The sequence below is a fragment of the Allobosea sp. TBD101 genome (assembly GCF_059817965.1).
Genome location: NZ_CM187543.1, coordinates 2,046,891 through 2,066,867, shown reverse-complemented (window position 1 = coordinate 2,066,867; position 19,977 = coordinate 2,046,891). Strand labels below are relative to the sequence as shown.

The window sequence follows — 19,977 nt, the reverse complement described above, 5'->3', positions numbered from 1 at the left end:
TCGTGTCGGCTCGGTCATGGCATCGGCCCCGGCGTGGTCGCGCCCGCCCTGGTGTTCCTGGGTGTCTCGGTCGGCAGTCCGAGCCCGAGATCCTCGAGCTTGCGGCCGATCGTATCGACCTTGGGTCCGCGGTTCGGGATGTCCGAGGGCTTGACCACCTGCGTCACCACGAAGGGCTGGAGGTCGAGATGGCGCTCCGCCAGCATCTGGACGCGGTCAGGCCGGTTCAGGAACTGCCACTCCGCCTTGAGCACGGCGATGGCGTCGCGCTCGCGCTGGGTCTTGGACTTGAGCTTCTGGAGATGCTCGGTCGCCAGCGTCGTCTCGTACTTGATCGAATAGGCATAGACCGCCGAGGAGACCAGCGCGCCGATGGCGATGACATGCAGGAGCTTGATCACGCTCAGGGCCTCCGGCGCGGCTGCAGGTCGGGGACGGTGGAGAGCGCGACGAGCCCGGCATCGGCCCGGCGTGCCGGCGCCTCGTTGCGTTCGGCGGCACGCAGCTTGGCCGAGCGCGCCCGCGGATTGGCCCGCATCTCGGCCTCGGACGGCGCGACCGCACCCTTGGCGACCAGCCTGAAGGTCGGCTGCGCGGCGGCAACCGCCGGCGCATGACGCGAGCCCGCCGGCACCCGGCCGGAGCGCTCGGCGAAGAACTGCTTGACGATACGGTCTTCCAGGGAATGGAAGGTCACCACGACCAGTCGCCCGCCCGGCTTCAGCACGGTCTCGGCCGCGTGCAGCGCCCGGACCAGCTCGCCGAGTTCGTCATTGACCGCGATGCGCAGCGCCTGGAACACGCGCGTCGCCGGATGCGCCCCGCCGGGCTCGCCCCAGACGATGCCGGCGACGAGATCGGCCAGTTGCTTGGTCGTCGCGATCGGCGCCTTGCGGCGGGCCTCGACCACCGCGCGTGCGACGGCGCGCGAGCGGCGCTCCTCGCCATAGTGATAGAAGATATTGGCGAGCAGCCCTTCCTCGGCCTCGTTGACGAGGTCGGCCGCGCTCTGTCCGGCGCTGCTCATGCGCATGTCGAGCGGCCCGTCGAAGCGGAATGAAAAGCCGCGCTCTGCCTGATCGATTTGCATCGAGGAGACGCCGATATCGAGCACGACGCCGTCGAGCGGCGCCATCTTGAAGCGCTCGGCCTCCTCGGCAAGCTCGCCGAAATTGGCCTGGGACAGCGTCAGGCGTCCGGCCATCTCGGCGACGAGATCAGCACCGCCGGCGATCGCCGTCGGGTCGCGGTCCAGCCCCAGCAGGGTCACATCCGGCGCGGCATCGAGGATCGCGCGCGAATACCCCCCTGCCCCGAAGGTGCCGTCGAGATAGCGCCCGCCGGCCTGCGGCGCGAGCGCGGCCAGAACCTCGGCGAGCAACACGGGCACATGACGAACCGGTCCGCCAATGGCTCCGCCGGAACGGTCGCCATGGTCCGTCATGTGCCCGTGCCTCCCGTTGGAATGGTCAAACTGCCGAGCGTGCGCTTCACGTCGCGCAGACGCGTCCGCGCCGCGTCGAGATGCGCGCGGAACCGCTCCGGCTCCCAGATCTGAAACTTGTGGCCGTGGCCGACGAAGGTCACGGCATCGCCGATACCGGCATGCGCCTTCAGCGCCTCGCTCAGCACCATCCGCCCCTCCGTGTCGATCCTCAGCACCTCCGAGGTGCCGTTCAGCGCCGTCGAGAGCAACTCCCACTCGTCCGAGAACGGCGAGAAGCGCGCGAGGATATCGTCGATCGTGGCCCTGAGCGCGTTGCCGCCGGCATCCAGCGCCGGCAGGTCGAGCCCCTGATGGACATAGAGACCCTCGTAGCCGTCCTTGGCCAGCACCGACCGGAAACTCGAGGGAATGGAGACGCGCCCCTTGGCGTCGAGCCGGTTCGTGAAATTCGAGACGAAGCGGTCCGTCAACGCCGCCTCCCGGCCTGCTCTTCAAGGCGACACCGCTGAGATGGGCAAGCGGCGAAAGGACTCTCCGTCGAAGCGGGCAAGGCAGTCCAGCAAGCCAAATTCCGCGCGGCACACGGAGCCTGACCCTTGGTTTGCCTGCCGGCTTCGACGGGATGATTTGGGATAGCATGGGCCTATATGGGCGTCAATGGAATCGCGGGTGCAACGGCGCACCCACGAGGACTCTCCGCCATCACAGCTCGTTAAGGTTAAGTATCCGTAAGCACGCGCAATTCGGCGTCGTCCGGCCTTATCGGCAGGCGGAGGAGCGCATCGGCGCTACGAAAAATTTTTACGAAAGCGGGCCGTTATTTTCGGCGAGCCGGAGCGCGGCGCCGAGGAGTAGGCCATCGGAACGCACCACGGTTGTCATTCCGGGGCGCGCCGCAGGCGCGAACCCGGAACCCACGACTGGGTGAGGCACTTTATATCACGGCTCAGGTCGCTCACCCGGTCGTGGGTTCCGGGCTCTTCGCTACGCGAAGCCCCGGAATGACAAATGTACCGCCCGCGGCAACGGACACGCCCTCACTCCTCGCGCGATGACGCCAGCAGCGCATCGCGGACGAGGCCGAGCTGATCGCGCAACCGCCCGGCATCGCCGGCCGTCCCGCCGAGCGCCTCGCCGACAGCATCCTGCACGCAACGCCCCTGCTCGCGCAGCCCCTCGCCCTTCTCGGCGAGATGGATGCGCACCTGCCGCTCGTCGCGCGCATCGCGCTCACGCCGGATCAGGCCGGAGGCTTCGAGCCGCTTCAGCAGCGGCGTCAGCGTGCCGGAATCGAGCATCAGCCGCTCGCCCAGATCCTTCACCGTCAGCCCATCCTGCTCCCAGAGCACGAGCATCACGAGATATTGCGGGTAGGTCAGCCCGAGCGCCGCCAGGATCGGGCGATAGGCCCGATTAAAGGCATGGCCAACCTGATAGATCGCAAAACAGAGCTGCTGCTCCAGACGCGGCACACCCTCCCCGGCCCTGTCCTGCTTCGCCATCACACCCTCGCCGATCACCTTGTTCCACGGAAAGCCGAAAGCAGCCCCGCGATCAACCGCTCTTTGCCTTGCCCAAATTAATTGTTGACAATTTAATTGTGCACAATCTAAAAGGCAACCATCAACCCAGCGAGCAAGGAGATCGATCATGAAGACACTTTATACCGCGCATGGTTCCGCCACCGGCGGCCGCGAAGGCCAGGCCGCGACCGACACTGGCAACGTCAAGCTCGTGCTGAACACCCCCAAGGAACTCGGCGGCGGCGGCGGCGAAGGCACCAATCCCGAGCAGCTTTTCGCCATGGGCTACTCGGCCTGCTTCCTCGGCGCGCTCAAGTTCGTCGCCAGCAAGGAGAAGGTGAAGATCCCGGATGACGCGAAGATCTCGGCCGATATCGGCATCGGCGCCCGCGACGACGGCCAGGGCTTCGGCATCACCGCGAAGCTGACCGTCTCGGTGCCCGGCCTCGACAAGGCCGCGGTCGAGGACCTCGTTAAGAAGGCCCATGTGGTCTGCCCCTACTCGCATGCGACGAAGGGCAACATTCCGGTCGAGACGACGGTGGCCTGAGACAGGTATTCCGGCGCACGCTGATCGAGCCCTGAGACCGATCGGGAATTCGCTCCGGTGAGGCAGCCGGCGCGGCTATCGAGAACCGGAGCGCAGCGGACATCGGTTCGTGAGCACCGGAAGCGCAGAAAGCCGCGTCGGATGCCCGCCGGAGTAGAATTCACGACGGTCGAGGTGCCAGTCGGCCTGTAAGCCGGGTTCTGGATGGCCGGAGGATCGCTCCCCCGACGTGACGGCCATTCCTCTGGGACGCGTATTGCTGCGCGCCTCGAGCAACCAACCCGGACGACAAGGCACAGAAACCTGCCCCTGCCCGCTTGCGCGGGCAGCATCGTCCCTATTCGGTTTTGCTCCCGGTGGGGCTTGCCATGCCGTCCCCGTTGCCGGGTCCGCGGTGCGCTCTTACCGCACCTTTTCACCCTTACCTCGCCGGAAAAGCCGAAGCTCTCCAGCGCGAGGCGGTTCGATCTCTGTGGCGCTTTCCCTGGGGTCGCCCCCGCCGGACGTTATCCGGCACCGTGTTTCCGTGGAGCCCGGACTTTCCTCCCTCGCGAGCGAGAGCGGCCGTCCGGCCGACTGGCGAGGGGGAAATGCGCGCTGGCGCAGCCCGCGTCAAGCGCAGGCGCACCGGAAAGATCAGTTGCGGGCGGTGATCGTGCGCACCTTGGCGCAATAGGTGCGGTTGGCGCCGCTCATCCGGGTCGCCATATGGCCACTCTGATACTTCATGATGGTGCGGCAGGTATCGCCGCCCGCCATCTTGTAGGCCATGGCGAGGTATTTCATGCCGTAACGGGCATTGGTCTCGGCATCGAGCAACCCGCCGGCGCTGCCGGAATAACCCATGCCGCGCGCCGTCTGGTGACGGATCTGCATCAGGCCGTAATTGCCGGCATGCGAAGCCCGCGGATTGTAGCGGCTCTCGACGCGCACGACGGCATCAGCGAGCGAGAACGGCACACCATTGGCAGCCGCATGGCGCGCGACGATGGCCTTGATGCCTTCGGAGCCGGCCGGAGCGGCAAGCGCGCGGCTGGCGCGGGTCTCGTGCTTTTCGGTCTCTGACTTGACGGCCTCCGCCTTGGCCGCGCGGGCAGCGGACTTCGCCTTGGGAGCCTCGGCCTGGACGTCCTCACTCTTGCCTTCGGCGGCCTTGGCGCGGGCGATCTCGGCGTCGCGGAGAACGATAGCTCTGGGGTCCGTTTCCGCGTTGACGAAATCCTCAGCAAAGGCCACCCCGGAGAGGCTAATCAGGCACGCAGTCGCGAGACCACCACAGATATATCGCATGTCGAATTGAACCCCATTGCGCCATGACTGGCCGATGGGGGCGCTCAACTGATGGTCGAATGTGTCGATAATCTGTCACATTCCACAGAAAAACGATCAACAATTAGCGTAAACAGGAATTTATTCTATATTTAACTATTCAGTATTCATATGTATTCGGTCACTCGAAAAACTTCGCCGGCTCCCCGCCTCCGGGTGCGAATCAAGCAGGCGAATCAGCTGCCGCATTTCGGCCTCATTCGCGGCCGGATGTGCTTTTTGGGCGCGGCAGGCCGCCGCACCGGGCGCTCTTGCGCGGATAAGCCCCCTTCTCCCATCATCTGCGCATTCGGATTCACCGGGATCGGTTTTGTGATGGCTTCCTCTTTCTGGGGCGCTCTTGGCGGTGGCGGGCTCGGGCTCGTGATCGGCGGCCCGCTCGGCGCCCTCGTCGGCGCACTCGCCGGCCATGTCCTGGTCGATCGCGAGGGCGCGCCCTTCGGCCCGGCTCCGCGCGAGCTCGTCTTCACCACCGGCCTCGTCGCGCTTGCCGCCAAGATGGCGCGCTCGGACGGCGTCGTGACCTGCGACGAGATCACCGCCTTCCGCCGCATCGTCGAGGTCCCGCCCGACCAGCAGCAGCGCATCGAGGCCCTGTTCGATCTCGCCAAGCAGACCAGCGCCGGCTTCGAGGCCTATGCCACGCAGATCGCCGGCGCCTTCAAGGATGAGCCGGCCCTGCTGGAGGACGTGCTCGACGGGCTCTTCCTGATCGCCGCCGCCGATGGCGCGATCCATGAGGCCGAGCACGCCTATCTCCAGTCCGTCGCCGGCATCTTCGGCATCGCCGAGAGTGATTTCGCCCGGATCGAGGCCCGCCATGCCCGCCGGCCCGACGATCCCTATCTCGTGCTCGGCGCCAGCCGCGAGATGGACGACGCCGAGCTCAAGCGCCATTACCGCCGCCTCGTCGCCGAGACCCATCCCGACCGCGAGATCGCCCGCGGCCTGCCGGAGGAAGCGATCGCCATCGCGACACGCCGGATCGCCGCCATCAATGCCGCCTGGGACGCAATCCAGAAGGAACGCGGCATGAGCCGCAGCCTCGCGCCGCAACCTGCTTGAATCCAGGCTTCTCGGACAATACGCGGGTCATCCCGGACAAGCGGCGTTAGCCGCGCCGATCCGGGATCCATGCCTGAACCTCAATCGGACATGCTCAGGAATGGATCCCGGGTCTCCCTTCGGTCGCCCGGGATGACGGCGCGGTTCCACCACGATCACACAATGCGCTAAGGCCGACGCATGACCGACACAGCCAAGCCCGACAGCCGCTTCGCCTCGAAGATTTTTCCCTCGCCGAACCACGGTGAGCGCAAGCACCCCGACGGCACGCCGGACCGTCGGCCCGACATGCTGATCCTGCATTACACCGGCATGCCGGTCGCGGGCGAAGCGCTGCAATGGCTCTGCAACCCGGTGGCGCAAGTCTCGTCGCATTACTTCGTCTTCGAGAACGGCCACACGCTCCAGCTCGTGCCGGAAGGTCGGCGCGCCTGGCATGCAGGCGCCTCGCACTGGGCCGGCGAGACCGATATCAACTCCTGCTCGATCGGCATCGAGATCGCCAATCCCGGCCATCCAGGCGGCCTGCCCGACTATCCCGAGGAGCAGATCGCCGCGACGCTCAACCTCTGCCGCGACATCTGCGAGCGCTGGTCGATCCCCCCCGAGCGCGTGCTTGCCCATTCCGACATCGCGCCCGGCCGCAAGATCGACCCTGGCGAGAAATTCCCGTGGCGCCGGCTCAGTGAGGCCGGCGTCGGCCTCTGGACGGAGCCGGCCCCGATCCGCGGCGGCCGCTTCTTCGCGCGTGGCGAAAGCGGCCAGCCGGTCGAGGCCTTGCAGGCGATGTTCGCGATGCTGGGCTATGGCGTCACCGTCGACGGCATCTTCGACGAGAAGCTGGAAGCGGCGGTCGCCGCCTTCCAGCGCCACTGGCGCCCAGAGAAGGTCGACGGCATCGCCGATTCCTCGACGATCACGACGCTGCGCGATCTGCTCGCCGCCACACAAGCGAGCCGCACCGCCTGACCGTCGGCTAAGCCAAAGATTGCAGGAAGTTAACTCGCCGTGCGGCCCGCTTTCTGGCAAGCTCTTCCCTAGCGGCGGCCAAAGGCTGCCGGGATGGGGAAGCGACCTTGCGCAAATGGCTGATCGGAACCGGGCTGATCGTGCTTGCGGCGGCTGGCGGCTACTGGGCTTTGCGCCCGGCAGGCGGCAACGCCAATGAGCCGCCCTATCGCACGGCTGCACTCGATCGCGGCCGCATTACCGCCGCCGTACGCGCCACCGGGACGCTGACGCCGGTCACGACCGTCCTCGTCGGCTCGCAGTTGTCCGGCCAGATCGTCGAGCTCCTCGCCGACTACAACACGCAGGTGAAGGCCGGGCAGGTCGTCGCCCGTCTGCAGAGCGACCAGATCCGGACGCGCCGCGACGCCGCCCAGGCCGATCTCGAACAGGCCAAGGCCGATCTTGTCGTCAAGAACGCCCAGCTCGAACGCGCCCGCGCTGCGCGGATCAAGGCGGATTCCTTCATCCGCGATATCGAGGCCCAGCGCACCCGCACCTCGGCTCAGCTCGCCGATGCCAGGCGCACCTTCGAACGGCAGGACCAGCTCTTCAACCGCAGCACGGGCTCGCAACAGAATCTCGACACCGCCCGCACGCAGGTCGAGGTCCAGACTGCCTCGCTCGCCTCGAACGAAGCCCAGATCGCCTCTGCCCGCGCCGAGCTCAAGGGACTCGACGCCGATATCCAGCTCGCCGAAGGACAGGTTCAGGCCAGCCAGGCCCTGATCGGCAGCCGCGACGCCAAGCTCCGCGACATCCTGATCGACCTGGAACGCACGCAGATCCGCTCGCCGGTCGACGGCGTCGTGGTCCAGCGCCAGGTCGATCTCGGCCAGACCGTCGCCGCCTCGCTCTCCTCGCCGACCCTGTTCCAGATCGCACAGGACCTGCGCACCATCGACATCTACGCCAATATCGACGAGGCCGATGTCGGGCGGCTGAAGCCAGGTCAGCCGGTCTCCTTCACCGTCAACGCCTATCCCAGCCGCAATTTCCAGGGCCGGGTCGAGATGGTCCGGCTCGGCGCCCAGACCATCCAGAACGTCGTCACCTATACCGGCATCATCCGCGTCGAGAACCGCGACATGGCACTCCTGCCCGGCATGACCGCCAATCTTCAGGTCGTGACCGAGGATAGGCCCGATGCGCTGCGCGTGCCCAATGCCGCGCTGCGCTTCCGCCCGGCCGGCGCGGCAGGTGCTGCCCCTGCCGGCTCGGGCACCGGCCCGGTGGCGCTTCCGGATGCCGGCGAGCGCGGGCCGCGCGCTGCCAACGCCCTGCGCGAGCGGATCGAGACCGAATTGCAGCCGACGCCCGAGCAGAAGCAGGCGATCGCAGAAATCCTGAGGGAGCGTCGCGGCAATCGTGAAGCGATGGCCGGCCTCTCGCCGGAAGAGCGGCGCGCCGCCTTCCGCACGGCGCGGACGGAGATCGTCACGAAGATCGGCGCAGTGCTCGATCCCGAGCGGCGCGCTAAGTTCGAGGCGATCATGCAGGAGGGTCGCGCGGCGCCAAGCCGTGGCATTCCCGGCCGCGTCTATGTGCTGGACGAAGCCGGCCAACCCAAGCCTATACCCGTCATGCTCGGCCCGACCGACGGTGCCTTCACGGAATTGCTCGGCGGCGAGGTCAAGGACGGCGTGCAGGTCGTGACCGGCGGCGGTCCGCGCCTGACGACCGCGCCGGAACCGTCGGCCTCCCGCGCCCGCGGCCCGCGGCTGTTCTGAGGGCGCCGCCATGCCCCTGATCGAAACCCGCGACCTCTCCCGCGTCTACGATCTCGATTCCGGCCGCGTCACGGCGCTGGACCGGGTCTCGCTCGCGATCGAGGCCGGCGATCTCGTTGCGGTGATGGGCCCGTCAGGCTCGGGCAAATCGACCTTCATGAACCTGATCGGCTGCCTCGACCGGCCGAGCGGCGGGCATTATGTGCTCGACGGCATCGCGGTCGAGACCCTCTCTGGCGACGGGCTCGCAGAACTGCGCAACCGCAAGCTCGGCTTCGTCTTCCAGCAGTTCAACCTGCTGCCACGCATCGATGCCTGCGCCAATGTCGAACTGCCGATGGTCTATGCCGGCGTCGCCCGCGCCGAGCGCAAGCGGCGCGCACTTGCGGCGCTCGCCCGCGTCGGCCTCGCCGAACGCGCCCATCACCGCCCGATGCAGCTCTCCGGCGGTCAGCAGCAGCGCGTCGCCATTGCGCGCGCGCTGGTCAACGAGCCGCGCCTCTTGCTCGCCGACGAGCCGACCGGCGCGCTCGACAGCCGCACCGCGCTGGAAATCCTCGCCCTCTTCCAGGACCTGAACCGCGAGGGCGTCACCGTCGTCCTCGTCACGCATGACGCCGAGGTCGCCCGCCACGCACGCCGGCTGATCCGCTTCCGCGACGGCCGCCTGCTCAGCGATCTCAGGCAGGAGCCGGCCGACGCCCGCGCCGCGCTCGCGGCCTTCGACGCCGGGATCGGCTTGCCGGAGGCCGCCGCATGAGTCTGACCGAAGCGATCCGCTCGGCGCTGTCCGCCATCGGTGCCAATGCCCTGCGTTCGGCGCTGACGATGCTCGGCATCATCATCGGCGTCGCCGCCGTCATCGCCATGGTAGCGATCGGCGCCGGCGCCCGCGAGCGCGTCACCGGCCAGATCAAGTCGCTCGGCGCCAATCTCGCCATCATCCAGTCCGGCAACGTCACGCAGGGGGGCGTCAGGCTCGGCGCCGGCGCCTCCTCGACCCTCACTGACGAAGATGCCGCCGCGATCCTGCGCGAGGTCGAGGACGTCACGGCTGCCGCGCCCGTCCTGGTCACCCGTGCGCAGGCCGTCTATGCCGGCGCCAACTGGTCGACCCAGATCACCGCCACCGATCTCGACTTCTTCGCCGCCCGCGAATGGGAGATCGGTGCCGGCCGGCTGTTCGAGCCCGAGGAACTGCGCAAGGGCGAGATCGTCGCCGTGATCGGCCAGACGGTCGCGCGCAACCTCTTCGGCGAGGAGAACCCGCTCGACCAGCAGTTCCGCATCCGCAACGTGCCCTTCAAGGTCATCGGCGTGATGGCAGCCAAGGGCCAGTCGGCGCTGGGGCAGGACCAGGACGACGTCATCTTCGTGCCGCTCGATACCGGCCGGCGTCGCATCGTCGGGCGCAATTATGCCCGCGACCGTTCGGTGCAGAGCATCATGGTGAAATTCGCGAACGAAGAAGCGATCACGCCGGGCATCGCCGAGGTCACCGCCCTGCTGCGCCAGCGCCACCGGCTTATGGAGGATCAGGAGGACGATTTCATCGTCCGCAACCTCACCGAGATCGCCAATACCGCGACCGCCGCCGCGACCACCCTCTCCTGGCTGCTCGCGGCTGTGGCCGCCGTCTCGCTCCTCGTCGGCGGCATCGGCATCATGAACATCATGCTGGTCTCGGTGACCGAGCGCACCCGCGAGATCGGCCTCCGGCTCGCGGTCGGTGCTCGCCAGAGCGCAGTGCTGACCCAGTTCCTGATCGAGGCGACGACGCTCGCGACAATCGGCGGCGCGGTCGGCGTCGGGCTCGGCATCGCGGCGGCGCTGACCATCGCCCATGTCGCCGGCTGGCCTTCGGTGATTTCGGTCCAGACCATCCTGATCGCGGTCGGCGTCTCCGGGCTGATCGGCGTGTTCTTCGGCTTCTACCCGGCACGCCGCGCCGCAAGGCTCGATCCGATCGAGGCGCTCAGACGCGAGTAAGGCGGCGGATTTTCTTTCACTGCGCAAGGGTCGCTTAACCCTGCCCGCCCTAGGCTGCCCTTGAGGCAGTCAGGAGGCGGACCGTGAACAGCCAGCAGCTCACCGCGGCGACGCAGTCCCTCTACGATCGCGCGGTCGCGGCCGCAGCTGTCGGTGCCTGGGAATGCAACCTCGCCAATGAATCGCTGAGCTGGACGGACGGCGTCTACGACCTGTTCGGCCTGCAGCGCGGCTCCGCCATCTACCGCAGCGCGACGCTGGATCTCTATGAGGAGCGCTCGCGCCGCGAGATGAACCAACTCCGCAGCAAGGCGATCAGCACCGGCCAGGGCTTCGCGCTGGATTGCCGGATCAGGGCGGCGAATGGCGAGAAGCGCTGGATGCGCCTCATCGTCGGTGTCGGCCATGAGCACGGCCGCCCGATCCGCATCTTCGGCTCGAAGCAGGACGTTACCGCCGAGAAGGGCTTGTGGAGCGAAACCGCGACGCTGGTGCGGGCGAACGCATCGACGAACCTCGCTGCGCGCCGCAACTTCATCGATGCTCTTCGGCAGTCCCGATACGAACGTAGCCGGGAGCCCGAGCGCTTCGCCCTCGCCATCTTCGGGATCGATCGGTTCGCGACTCTCGTCGAGAATTACGGCCGCTCCGCGGGCGACGATGTGATCCGGAATTTCGGCGAGCGGCTGCGCCGGCTCTTCCCCGATGCGCTCGCCATCGACCAGACCGGCCCCGGCGCTTTCGCCTTGCTGCTGCGCATGCCCGGCGACAAGGGCTACCTCGCCTCGATGCTCTCCGGCACACGCAAACTGCTGTGCCGGCCGATGCCGCGCAGCAATCTCGTCATTGACTTCACGCTCTCGATCGGCGCGGCCCTGCTGACACCGGAGGGCTATCGCGAGCAGAACGAGATCTTCGCGGAGGCCGAGGCCGCGCTTCAGGTCGCCGGCATGGCCGGAGGCGACTGCGTCCGCGTTTTCGACGGGCCGGTGGCCGCCGTCAGCCGGGTCGCGCTCGCCGGCTGACATCGCTGAAATGTTCGCGCGGCCAGCGGGCCCTGCCCGGTCAGGATGCCTGCCCGCGCGCAAGAGCCTTGAGCTTGGCGCCGACCTCCGCGATCGCCTGAATCGCCGGCATGTATTCGCGGCCAAGTGGCGTCAATGCGTACTCCACCGAGGGCGGCGAGCCCGGCAGGACGCGCCGCCGCACAACCCCCTTGACCTCGAGACTGCGCAGCCGGGTGCTGAGCATTTTGGCCGATATCATGGGGATGTCGCGCCTGAGCTCCCCGAAGCGCCGTGGCCCCCCGCTCAGATACCAGATGATGTTCGGCGTCCAGGCACCACCGAGTACCTGCATGCAGGTGCCGACATCGCAGGTCTCCGGTGGCTCGGGAGAGCGATTCCTACGGATTTTCAAAGCCATACAGCAAACCTCCGGTAACCGCGAGGATACCGGAAAATGCGGTTGCGACAAGTAACGAGGTATACAAAGGTTACTTCCGGGATCTAACGATGGCGCATCACCGATCCACGGAGATGAACCACCATGAAGCTCTACTTCGCTCCCGGCGCCTGCTCGCTCTCGCCCCATATCGCACTGCGCGAAGCCGGCCTGCCCTTCACCCTCGAAAAGGTCGATATCTCCACCGGCAGAACGGCAAGCGGCGAGAGTTTCGCCGCGATCAATCCCAAGGGCTACGTTCCCGCGCTGAAGCTCGATGATGGCGACGTCCTGACCGAAGGCGCGGCGATCGTCCAGTATATCGCCGACCTCGCCCCCTCCGCCGGCCTTGCTCCCCAGCCAGCGACGCTCGAGCGGGCACGGTTGCAGGAATGGCTCACTTTCATCTCGAGCGAACTGCACAAGGCATTCTCGCCTCTGTTTCGGCCTGGGACGGACGAGGCCGGGCGGCAGGAAGCCCGGGCAGCGATCGCGCGGCGCCTCGGCTATGTCGAGGCAAAGCTCGCCGACGGACGCGACTACCTGCTCGGAGACACCTTCAGCGCCGCCGACATCTATCTCTTCGTCATCACCAGCTGGGCCGAGGGCAAGGAGATCTCGCTGTCGACTTGGCCACGTCTGAAAGCCCTGCTGGAGCGCGTCGCGGACAGGGATAGCGTCCGGGAAGCGCTGAGCGCCGAACGTCTCGCCGCCTGACACGAGGCGCAGCGCATGACCTCGCAATTCGCCCCGATCGAGGCCCTGCTCGGCCGCTATTTCGACGGGCTCTACCACAGCGATGCGGCCCTGCTGGGCCGCGTCTTCCATCCGCAGGCGATCTATGCCTGCGCGACCGATGGACGGCTGACCCACATGACCATGGACGCCTATCTGCCGATGGTGGCGGCCCGCCCCTCCCCGGCGAGCCGTCAGGAAAAGCGGCGCGATCGGATCATCTCGATCGCCTTCGCCGGGCCGGTCACTGCGCTGGCCCGCGTGGAGTGCGCCATCGGAGAGAAGCGCTTTACTGACCTGCTCAGTCTCGTCCAGCTCGAAGGCGAGTGGCGCATCATCGCCAAGGTCTTCCACTTCGACCTCGCGTCCGCCGCCTGAACACTTACGAACCCGTGAAGGAACATCCATGCCCTATGTCAACATCCGCATCACCCGCGAAGGGGCCACGGCAGATCAGAAGGCCGCGCTCATGGCCGGCGTCACCGACCTTCTGAGCAAGGTCCTGAACAAGAACCCGGCCACCACCTTCGTGGTCATCGACGAAGTCGGCCTCGACGACTGGGGCGTCGGCGGCCTGCCGGTTGAGCAGTACAGGCTCAAGTTGTCCCAGACCGCAGCTCCGACCGGCGCGGTCGCGCGGGGCTGAAGCGCGCGTCCGGGGTCAGGTCGTCGGCGGCTCCTCCTGCGACAACGATCGGGTGAAGACGATCTGCCCGTCGAGGCCGCGGCCCCGGTCACGCCAGCCATGGCGGCGATAGAAGCGCTCTGCCCGCGTGTCGGCGCCGGTTTCGAGCCAGGCCTGGGCATGGCCCGCAGCCTTCAGCCCGGCCAGCGCCGCATCGATCAGCGCGCGGCCATGGCCCCGCCCTTCCTGCGCCGGATCGATGAACAGGGCCCAGATCAGGCCGGTCTGATGATTGGCGCAGGCGAAGCCGGCGATCTCGCCCGCCTCTTCCGCAACGAGGAAAATCGCCTGCTCTCGATACCAGGCGACATCCTCATCCGTGACCTTCGAGGGGTCGCTCAGGATGTTCTCGCGCACGCCCATGCGGATCGTACGGATGCGCGGCTCATCCGCCGCCACCGCCTTGCGGATCAGTCTTGCCACGTCAGTCGTCGCCACACGTCATCTCCATCGCTGCGGCTAGCGTGATGCCCGCCGCTGCGATGGAAGGCAACTACTCCGCCGCCTGCAGGCGATAGGCTGACGTGTCGTAGTTGAGGATCGGCGCGAGCCAGCGCTCGACCTCCTCGATCGTCATACCCTTGCGCTCGGCATAATCCTCGACCTGGTCGCGCTCGACCTTGGCGACGCCGAAGTAGTAGGCCTCCGGGTGCGAGAAATAGAGCCCGGAGACCGAGGAGCCCGGCCACATCGCGTAGCTCTCGGTCAGCTTCACGCCGACGCGGCGTTCGGCTTCGAGCAGCCGGAAGAGCGTTTCCTTCTCAGTATGGTCGGGCTGGGCCGGATAGCCCGGCGCCGGACGGATGCCCTGGTATTCCTCGCGGATCAGCTCGTCATTGCTGAAGGTCTCGTCCGGTGCATAGCCCCAGAACTCCTTGCGGACGAGCTGGTGCATCCGCTCGGCGAAGGCCTCGGCGAAGCGGTCCGCCAGCGCCTTGACCATGATCGAGCGGTAGTCGTCATTGTCGCGCGCGAACCTCTCGGAGATGCGCTCTTCCTCCGCCCCGGCCGTGACGGCGAAGGCGCCGATATAATCGGGCGCCACGCCTTCCGGCGCGACGAAATCGGACAGGCACATATTGGACTTGCCGTCGCGCTTCGAGAGCTGCTGGCGCAGGCCGTGGAAGGTTGCGAGCTGTTCCTGCCTGCTCTCGCCGGTATAGAGGCGGATATCGTCGCCGACGGCATTAGCCGGCCAGAAGCCGATTACCGCCTTCGGATTGAACCAGCGTTCCTCGACGATGCGCTTCAGCATCGCCTGAGCATCGTCCCAGAGCGCGCGCGCCGCCTCGCCCTGCTTCTCGTCCTGCAGGATCGCCGGGAAGCGGCCCTTCAATTCCCAGGTCTGGAAGAACGGCGTCCAGTCGATCACCGGCACAAGGTCGGCGATGTCGAAGGTACGGAACGTACGCGTGCCCAGGAAGCTCGGCTTCGGCGGCACGTAGTTCGCCCAATCCGGCTTGAAGGCATTGGCGCGGGCACGGGCCAGCGGCAGGCGCTGCTTGTCGGCCTCGGAGCGACGATGCGCCTCGGCAACCTTGGCGTATTCCGCCTGCACGCCCGCCACGTAACCCGGCTTCTGCTCCGACGAGAGCAGGCTGGAGACGACGCCGACGGCGCGCGAGGCGTCGTTCACATGCACCGCCTGGCCTTTCTCATAGGCCGGGTGGATCTTCACCGCCGTATGGACACGGCTGGTCGTCGCCCCGCCGATCAGCAGCGGGATATCGAAGCCCTCGCGCTCCATCTCGGAAGCGACCGTCACCATCTCGTCGAGCGAGGGCGTGATCAGCCCGGACAAGCCGATGATATCGACCTTCTCCTTGCGCGCCGTCTCCAGGATCTTCTGGGTCGGCACCATCACGCCGAGGTCGATCACCTCGTAATTGTTGCACTGGAGCACGACGCCGACGATGTTCTTGCCGATGTCGTGGACATCGCCCTTCACCGTCGCCATCAGCACCTTGCCGGCGGCCGAGCGCTCGGAGCCGCCGTTGAGGCGCTTCTCCTCCTCCATATAGGGCATCAGGTAGGCGACGGCCTGCTTCATCACGCGGGCCGACTTCACCACCTGCGGCAGGAACATCTTGCCCGCGCCGAACAGGTCGCCGACCACGTTCATCCCGGCCATCAGCGGGCCTTCGATGACGTGCAGCGGCTTCTCCGCTTTCAGGCGCGCCTCTTCCGTGTCGACATCGATGAACTCGGTGATCCCGGCGACCAGCGCGTGCTCCAGCCGCTTCTCGACCGGGAGTTCGCGCCAGGCGAGATCCTTGCCGGACGCGGCGACCGAACCGTCGCCCTTGAAGCGCGGCGCAGCCTCCAGCAGCCGCTCGGTCGAATCCTTGCGGCGGTTGAGGACGACATCCTCGCAGAGCGAGCGCAGCTCCGGATCGAGATCGTCATAGGAGCCGAGCTGGCCGGCATTGACGATGCCCATGTCCATCCCCGCCTTGATGGCGTGGTAGAGGAACACGGAGTGCATGGCCTCGCGCACCTTCTCGTTGCCGCGGAACGAGAAGGACAGATTCGAGACGCCGCCCGAGATATGGGCATGCGGCAGGGTCTCGCGGATCGCGCGGGTCGCGTCGATGAAGTCGTTGCCGTAGTTGTCGTGCTCCTCGATCCCCGTCGCCACCGCGAAGATGTTCGGGTCGAAGATGATGTCCTCGGGCGGGAAGCCGATCGTCTCGGTCAGCAGCTTGTAGGCCCGCGTGCAGATCTCGATCTTGCGCTGGAACGTGTCGGCCTGCCCGACCTCGTCGAAGGCCATCACGACGACCGCCGCGCCGTATTGCCGGCAGATGCGTGCCTGTTCGAGGAAGGCTTCCTCACCCTCCTTCATCGAGATCGAGTTGACGATCGGCTTGCCCTGGATCGTCTTCAGACCGGCCTCGATCACCGGGAATTTCGATGAATCGACCATGATCGGCACGCGCGAGATATCCGGCTCGGAGGCGATCAGGTTGCAGAACTCGGTCATCGCCTTCTCGGAATCGAGCAGGCCCTCGTCCATGTTGATGTCGATGACCTGCGCGCCGTTGGCGACCTGGTCGCGCGCCACGTCGAGCGCGGCGGCATAGTCGCCATTGGTGATCAGCTTCCGGAATTTGGCCGAGCCGGTGACATTCGTGCGCTCGCCCACGTTCACAAACGGAATGGTCTCGTCGAGCGTGAACGGCTCCAGCCCCGCAAGCCTGAGCCAGGGCTTCACCTCGGGAATCTGGCGCGGTGCCTTGCCGGCGACCGCCTCGGCAATGGCGCGGATATGGTCGGGCGTGGTGCCGCAGCAGCCGCCGACCATGTTGACGAAGCCGGCATCGGTGAACTCGGCCAGCATCTTGGCGGTCGCCTCGGGGCGTTCGTCATAGAGGCCGAATTCGTTGGGCAGGCCGGCATTCGGATAGGCGCAGACCAGCGTGTCGGCAATGCGCGACATGTCCTTGATATGCGCCCGCATCTCGCGCGCGCCGAGCGCGCAGTTGAGGCCGATGGTCAGCGGGGCGGCATGGCGCACCGCGTTCCAGAAGGCCTCGACCGTCTGGCCCGAGAGTGTGCGACCCGAGAGATCGGTAATCGTGCCGGAGATCATCACCGGCAGGCGAATGCCCTTCTCGCGATAGACTTGCTCGATCGCGACGATCGCGGCTTTGGCGTTGAGCGTGTCGAAGATCGTCTCGATCAGCAGCAGTTCCGAACCGCCATCGATCAGGCCCCTCACCTGCTCGGCATAGGAATCGCGGACCTGATCGAAGCTCACGGCGCGGAAGCCGGGATTGTTGACGTCGGGCGAGATCGAGAGCGTGCGGTTGGTCGGGCCGATCGCGCCGGCGACGAAGCGGCGACGCCCGTCTTCCCTCTCGGCGATCGCGGCCGCCTCGCGGGCGACGCGCGAACAGGCGACGTTCAGCTCATAGACGATCGCTTCCATGCCGTAATCGGCCTGGGCGATCGAGGTGCCCGAGAAGGTATTGGTCTCGACGATATCGGCGCCCGCCCGGAAATAGGCGAGATGGATGTCGCGCAGCGCCTCGGCCTGCGTCAGGGCGATGATGTCGTTATTGCCCTTGAGGTCGTGGTTGAAGCCCTTGAAACGCTCGCCGCGGAAATCCGCCTCGGAGAGCTTCAGGTTCTGGATCTGCGTGCCCATCGCGCCGTCGAGCACGAGGATGCGTTCGCGCGCGGCCTGGCGCAGCGAGCGCTCGATCTCGGCGCCGTCGACGGGAGCGGGAATGAAGTCGGACATAGGCTTACTCCGCCGCCACGGCCTGCGCCGCCGGCTTCTCGGGCTTCAACCCCACGAGATGGCAGATGGCATAGACGAGGTCGGCCTTGTTCATCGTGTAGAAATGCAGGTCAGTGGCGCCGCGATCGATCAGGTCAAGGACCTGCTCGGCGCAGACGGCGGCGGCGACGAGGCGGCGCGTCGCGACGTCATCCTCCAGCCCCTCGAAGCGGTCGGCCAGCCATTGCGGCACGCTGGCGCCGGTCTTGCGGGCAAAGTTCGCGGTCTGCTTGAAGTTCTGGACGGGCACGATGCCGGGCAGAATCGGGATCTCGATGCCGCGCGCGCGCACCTTGTCGAGATAGCGGAAATAGACGTCGTTATCGAAGAAGAACTGGGTGATCGCCCGCGTCGCGCCGGCATCGACCTTCTTCTTGAGCGCATCGATATCGGCATCGAGCGAGGCGGCTTCCGGGTGCTTCTCGGGATAGGCCGAGACCGTGACCTCGAAGTCGCCGATGCGCTTCAGGCCGGCGACGAGATCGGAGGTCTGGTGATAGCCCTGCGGATGCGGCTCATAGATCGTGCCGAGCCCGCCGGCCGGATCGCCGCGCAGCGCCACGACATGGCGCACGCCGGCATCCCAATAGGACCGGATGACCTCGTCGACCTCAGCCTTCGAGGCCGAGACGCAGGTCAGATGCGCGGCCGGCTTCAGCGCGGTCTCGTCGACCATGCGCTTGACGGTCGCGTGAGTGCGCTCGCGGGTGGAGCCGCCGGCGCCGTAGGTCACCGAGACGAAGCTGGGGCCGAGCGGCTCGAGCCGGCGCACGCTGTCCCACAGCGCAACCTCCATCTCCTCCGTCTTCGGCGGGAAGAATTCGAAGGAGACGCGCGGACGGCGCGAGCCGTGGCGGCTGGGGCGGAAAGCATTCATCACGCAACCTCGAGATTGATCGTGCGGACCGGCGGATCGGCCTGGACGCGCCGGTCGCGGCCACGCCAGAGCATGACCGGGAGCTGGCCCGAGCCGCCATCGGCAAGGGTGACTTCACGGGAAAGATCGCAGGACAGGCCGGCCTCGGCGAACCAGGCCGCGATCTGCTGGCGGGAGAAGCCGAGCCGACGATGCGCATGCTCGGTCCGCAGGAATTCCATCTCGTGCGGCGCAAAATCGACGACGATCAGGCGCCCGCCGGGCGCCAGCATCGCAGCCGCCTCGCGCACCGCTCGGCCGGGATCGTCGAGGAAATGCAGCACCTGATGGATCACGACGAGGTCGAAGGAGCCGCGCGCGAAGGGCAGCGCATAGATGTCGCCCTGTCGCAGCTCGACGCGCGACAGCCCCGCCTGCTCCAGATTGGCGCGGGCCACCGCCAGCATCGCATGGTTGGCATCGACGCCGACGGCGCGGCCGAATTTCGGCGCGATCCGCTCCAGCATCCGCCCCGTGCCGGTGCCGAGATCGAGCATCGCGCCGGGCGAGCCCTCGCCGACGGCCTCCTCGACCGCAGCCTCCACGGCATGGTCAGGCACATGCAGCCCACGCAACCGGTCCCAGTCGCGCGCGACGCTGGCGAAATAGTTTTGCGCGGCCTCGGCCCGCGTCGTCCTTACCGCAGCGAGCCGCTCGCGATCGGCCGCGAGCACCGGGTCGCTCAGGTCGAGCCAGGCGGCGAGCGAGGCGGCAAAGGCCCCGCCCGGCCCGGTCTCGTCGAGCCGGAAGAAAGCCCAGGCGCCCTCGCGCGAACGCCGGACCAGCCCGGCTTCGGCGAGCAGCTTGAGATGGCGCGAGATGCGCGGCTGAGACTGGCCGAGAATGTCGGTGAGATCGGAAACGGAGAGCTCGCCCTCGGAGAGCAGCGCCAGAATGCGCAGCCGCGTCTCCTCGCCGGCCGCCCTGAGGCCCGCGAGAAGCACATCGGAAGACAATGTCGTCGGCTGCCGCACGCGCTGGCGTCCTCTATCGACAAGGAAAAAGATATAAAGATATCTTTATATCAAACACGCCGTTCGTGCAAGCGGATTGTCGTGCGGAAGATAGGACGCAATCCACAACCGCTCCTGCGGGAGAAGGTGCCAATATGTGGCGCTGACAGATCAGGACTTGCACCGCCGCCGATGCCAGCGCCGGACCTCTTCGCGAGAGAACGGCTGCCCATTAACCTCACCGGGACGCGTGGCACGAAGGCCATTCAAGCCTGATCTTGATTCACAGCTGTCGCTTTCGACCTTCATTCTGAGGCGA

At 66.8% G+C, this 19,977-nt stretch carries 20 protein-coding genes and 1 other RNA gene; 10 read left to right on the top strand and 11 right to left on the bottom strand.

Annotated features, from left to right (window positions below; genetic code table 11):
- Positions 1–14 precede the first annotated feature (14 nt).
- The 4 genes from ftsL to AC6RIC_RS09910 all read right to left on the bottom strand — a co-directional run bounded on the left by ftsL (position 15) and on the right by AC6RIC_RS09910 (position 2,949).
- Complete coding sequence (gene ftsL / locus AC6RIC_RS09925) at positions 15–401, bottom strand: cell division protein FtsL (protein WP_454656141.1); 387 nt, start codon at positions 399–401, stop codon at positions 15–17.
- 2 nt (positions 402–403) lie between these two features.
- Entirely contained in the window at positions 404–1,444 is a 1,041-nt protein-coding gene (rsmH, locus tag AC6RIC_RS09920) for a 16S rRNA (cytosine(1402)-N(4))-methyltransferase RsmH (RefSeq protein ID WP_499736047.1), read from the bottom strand.
- A complete protein-coding gene (locus AC6RIC_RS09915) occupies positions 1,441–1,917 on the bottom strand; it encodes a division/cell wall cluster transcriptional repressor MraZ (RefSeq protein ID WP_499736046.1) in 477 nt (158 codons plus the stop codon). Before AC6RIC_RS09915 ends, rsmH begins: the two co-directional genes overlap by 4 nt.
- A 567-nt stretch (positions 1,918–2,484) precedes the next feature.
- Positions 2,485–2,949, bottom strand: a complete 465-nt coding sequence (locus tag AC6RIC_RS09910) for a MarR family winged helix-turn-helix transcriptional regulator (RefSeq protein ID WP_499736045.1) — start codon at positions 2,947–2,949, stop codon at positions 2,485–2,487.
- A 148-nt stretch (positions 2,950–3,097) separates the two neighbouring features.
- On the opposite strand from AC6RIC_RS09910, the gene AC6RIC_RS09905 reads away from it, so the two are divergent.
- Positions 3,098–3,520 (top strand): organic hydroperoxide resistance protein, encoded by a 423-nt coding sequence (locus AC6RIC_RS09905; protein WP_499736044.1) that lies wholly within the window; start codon positions 3,098–3,100, stop codon positions 3,518–3,520.
- Between the two features lie 173 nt (positions 3,521–3,693).
- On the opposite strand, the gene rnpB is transcribed toward AC6RIC_RS09905, so the two are convergent.
- Together rnpB and AC6RIC_RS09895 are read right to left on the bottom strand one after the other, a co-directional pair.
- An RNA gene (gene rnpB, locus AC6RIC_RS09900) (RNase P RNA component class A) lies at positions 3,694–4,100 on the bottom strand.
- Between the two features lie 56 nt (positions 4,101–4,156).
- On the bottom strand, positions 4,157–4,756 hold the full coding sequence (locus AC6RIC_RS09895; protein WP_499736043.1) for a lytic transglycosylase domain-containing protein: 600 nt from the start codon (positions 4,754–4,756) through the stop codon (positions 4,157–4,159).
- 408 nt (positions 4,757–5,164) lie between these two features.
- Between AC6RIC_RS09895 and AC6RIC_RS09890 the strand changes: the two genes are divergently transcribed.
- The 6 genes from AC6RIC_RS09890 (at position 5,165) to AC6RIC_RS09865 (ending at position 11,666) form a co-directional block, all read left to right on the top strand.
- Entirely contained in the window at positions 5,165–5,914 is a 750-nt protein-coding gene (locus AC6RIC_RS09890) for a TerB family tellurite resistance protein (protein WP_454656135.1), read from the top strand.
- A 180-nt stretch (positions 5,915–6,094) separates the two neighbouring features.
- A complete protein-coding gene (locus AC6RIC_RS09885; RefSeq protein ID WP_499736042.1) occupies positions 6,095–6,883 on the top strand; it encodes an N-acetylmuramoyl-L-alanine amidase in 789 nt (262 codons plus the stop codon).
- A gap of 107 nt (positions 6,884–6,990) precedes the next feature.
- Entirely contained in the window at positions 6,991–8,652 is a 1,662-nt protein-coding gene (locus AC6RIC_RS09880; protein WP_499736041.1) for a hypothetical protein, read from the top strand.
- Positions 8,653–8,662: 10 nt separating this feature from the next.
- The gene (locus AC6RIC_RS09875) at positions 8,663–9,412 is read left to right on the top strand and encodes an ABC transporter ATP-binding protein (RefSeq protein WP_499736040.1); all 750 of its coding nucleotides are present in this window, start codon (positions 8,663–8,665) and stop codon (positions 9,410–9,412) included.
- Positions 9,409–10,641 (top strand): ABC transporter permease, encoded by a 1,233-nt coding sequence (locus tag AC6RIC_RS09870; protein WP_499736039.1) that lies wholly within the window; start codon positions 9,409–9,411, stop codon positions 10,639–10,641. Before AC6RIC_RS09875 ends, AC6RIC_RS09870 begins: the two co-directional genes overlap by 4 nt.
- 83 nt (positions 10,642–10,724) lie before the next feature.
- Entirely contained in the window at positions 10,725–11,666 is a 942-nt protein-coding gene (locus AC6RIC_RS09865) for a diguanylate cyclase domain-containing protein (RefSeq protein ID WP_499736038.1), read from the top strand.
- 40 nt (positions 11,667–11,706) lie between these two features.
- Here the strand turns inward: AC6RIC_RS09865 and AC6RIC_RS09860 are convergent, their stop codons facing one another.
- Positions 11,707–12,066 (bottom strand): winged helix-turn-helix transcriptional regulator, encoded by a 360-nt coding sequence (locus AC6RIC_RS09860; protein WP_499736037.1) that lies wholly within the window; start codon positions 12,064–12,066, stop codon positions 11,707–11,709.
- 123 nt (positions 12,067–12,189) lie between these two features.
- On the opposite strand from AC6RIC_RS09860, the gene gstA reads away from it, so the two are divergent.
- From gstA to AC6RIC_RS09845, 3 genes are read left to right on the top strand one after another with little or no spacing between them, the layout of a single operon-like run.
- On the top strand, positions 12,190–12,801 hold the full coding sequence (gstA, locus tag AC6RIC_RS09855; RefSeq protein WP_499736036.1) for a glutathione transferase GstA: 612 nt from the start codon (positions 12,190–12,192) through the stop codon (positions 12,799–12,801).
- A gap of 15 nt (positions 12,802–12,816) precedes the next feature.
- The gene (locus AC6RIC_RS09850) at positions 12,817–13,197 is read left to right on the top strand and encodes a nuclear transport factor 2 family protein (protein ID WP_499736035.1); all 381 of its coding nucleotides are present in this window, start codon (positions 12,817–12,819) and stop codon (positions 13,195–13,197) included.
- A 28-nt stretch (positions 13,198–13,225) separates the two neighbouring features.
- Complete coding sequence (locus AC6RIC_RS09845) at positions 13,226–13,465, top strand: tautomerase family protein (protein WP_499736034.1); 240 nt, start codon at positions 13,226–13,228, stop codon at positions 13,463–13,465.
- 15 nt (positions 13,466–13,480) lie between these two features.
- Here AC6RIC_RS09845 and AC6RIC_RS09840 read toward each other — a convergent pair whose 3' ends face one another.
- The 4 genes from AC6RIC_RS09840 to AC6RIC_RS09825 are packed head-to-tail and all read right to left on the bottom strand — an operon-like array spanning position 13,481 to position 19,679.
- Entirely contained in the window at positions 13,481–13,942 is a 462-nt protein-coding gene (locus AC6RIC_RS09840; protein ID WP_499736033.1) for a GNAT family N-acetyltransferase, read from the bottom strand.
- Positions 13,943–13,997: 55 nt separating this feature from the next.
- Positions 13,998–17,750, bottom strand: coding sequence for a methionine synthase (gene metH / locus AC6RIC_RS09835; RefSeq protein WP_499736032.1), 3,753 nt, complete (start codon positions 17,748–17,750; stop codon positions 13,998–14,000).
- 4 nt (positions 17,751–17,754) lie between these two features.
- Positions 17,755–18,666 (bottom strand): methylenetetrahydrofolate reductase [NAD(P)H], encoded by a 912-nt coding sequence (metF, locus tag AC6RIC_RS09830; RefSeq protein ID WP_499736031.1) that lies wholly within the window; start codon positions 18,664–18,666, stop codon positions 17,755–17,757.
- Complete coding sequence (locus AC6RIC_RS09825; RefSeq protein WP_454656122.1) at positions 18,666–19,679, bottom strand: ArsR/SmtB family transcription factor; 1,014 nt, start codon at positions 19,677–19,679, stop codon at positions 18,666–18,668. Before AC6RIC_RS09825 ends, metF begins: the two co-directional genes overlap by 1 nt.
- Between the last annotated feature and the right edge of the window lie 298 nt (positions 19,680–19,977).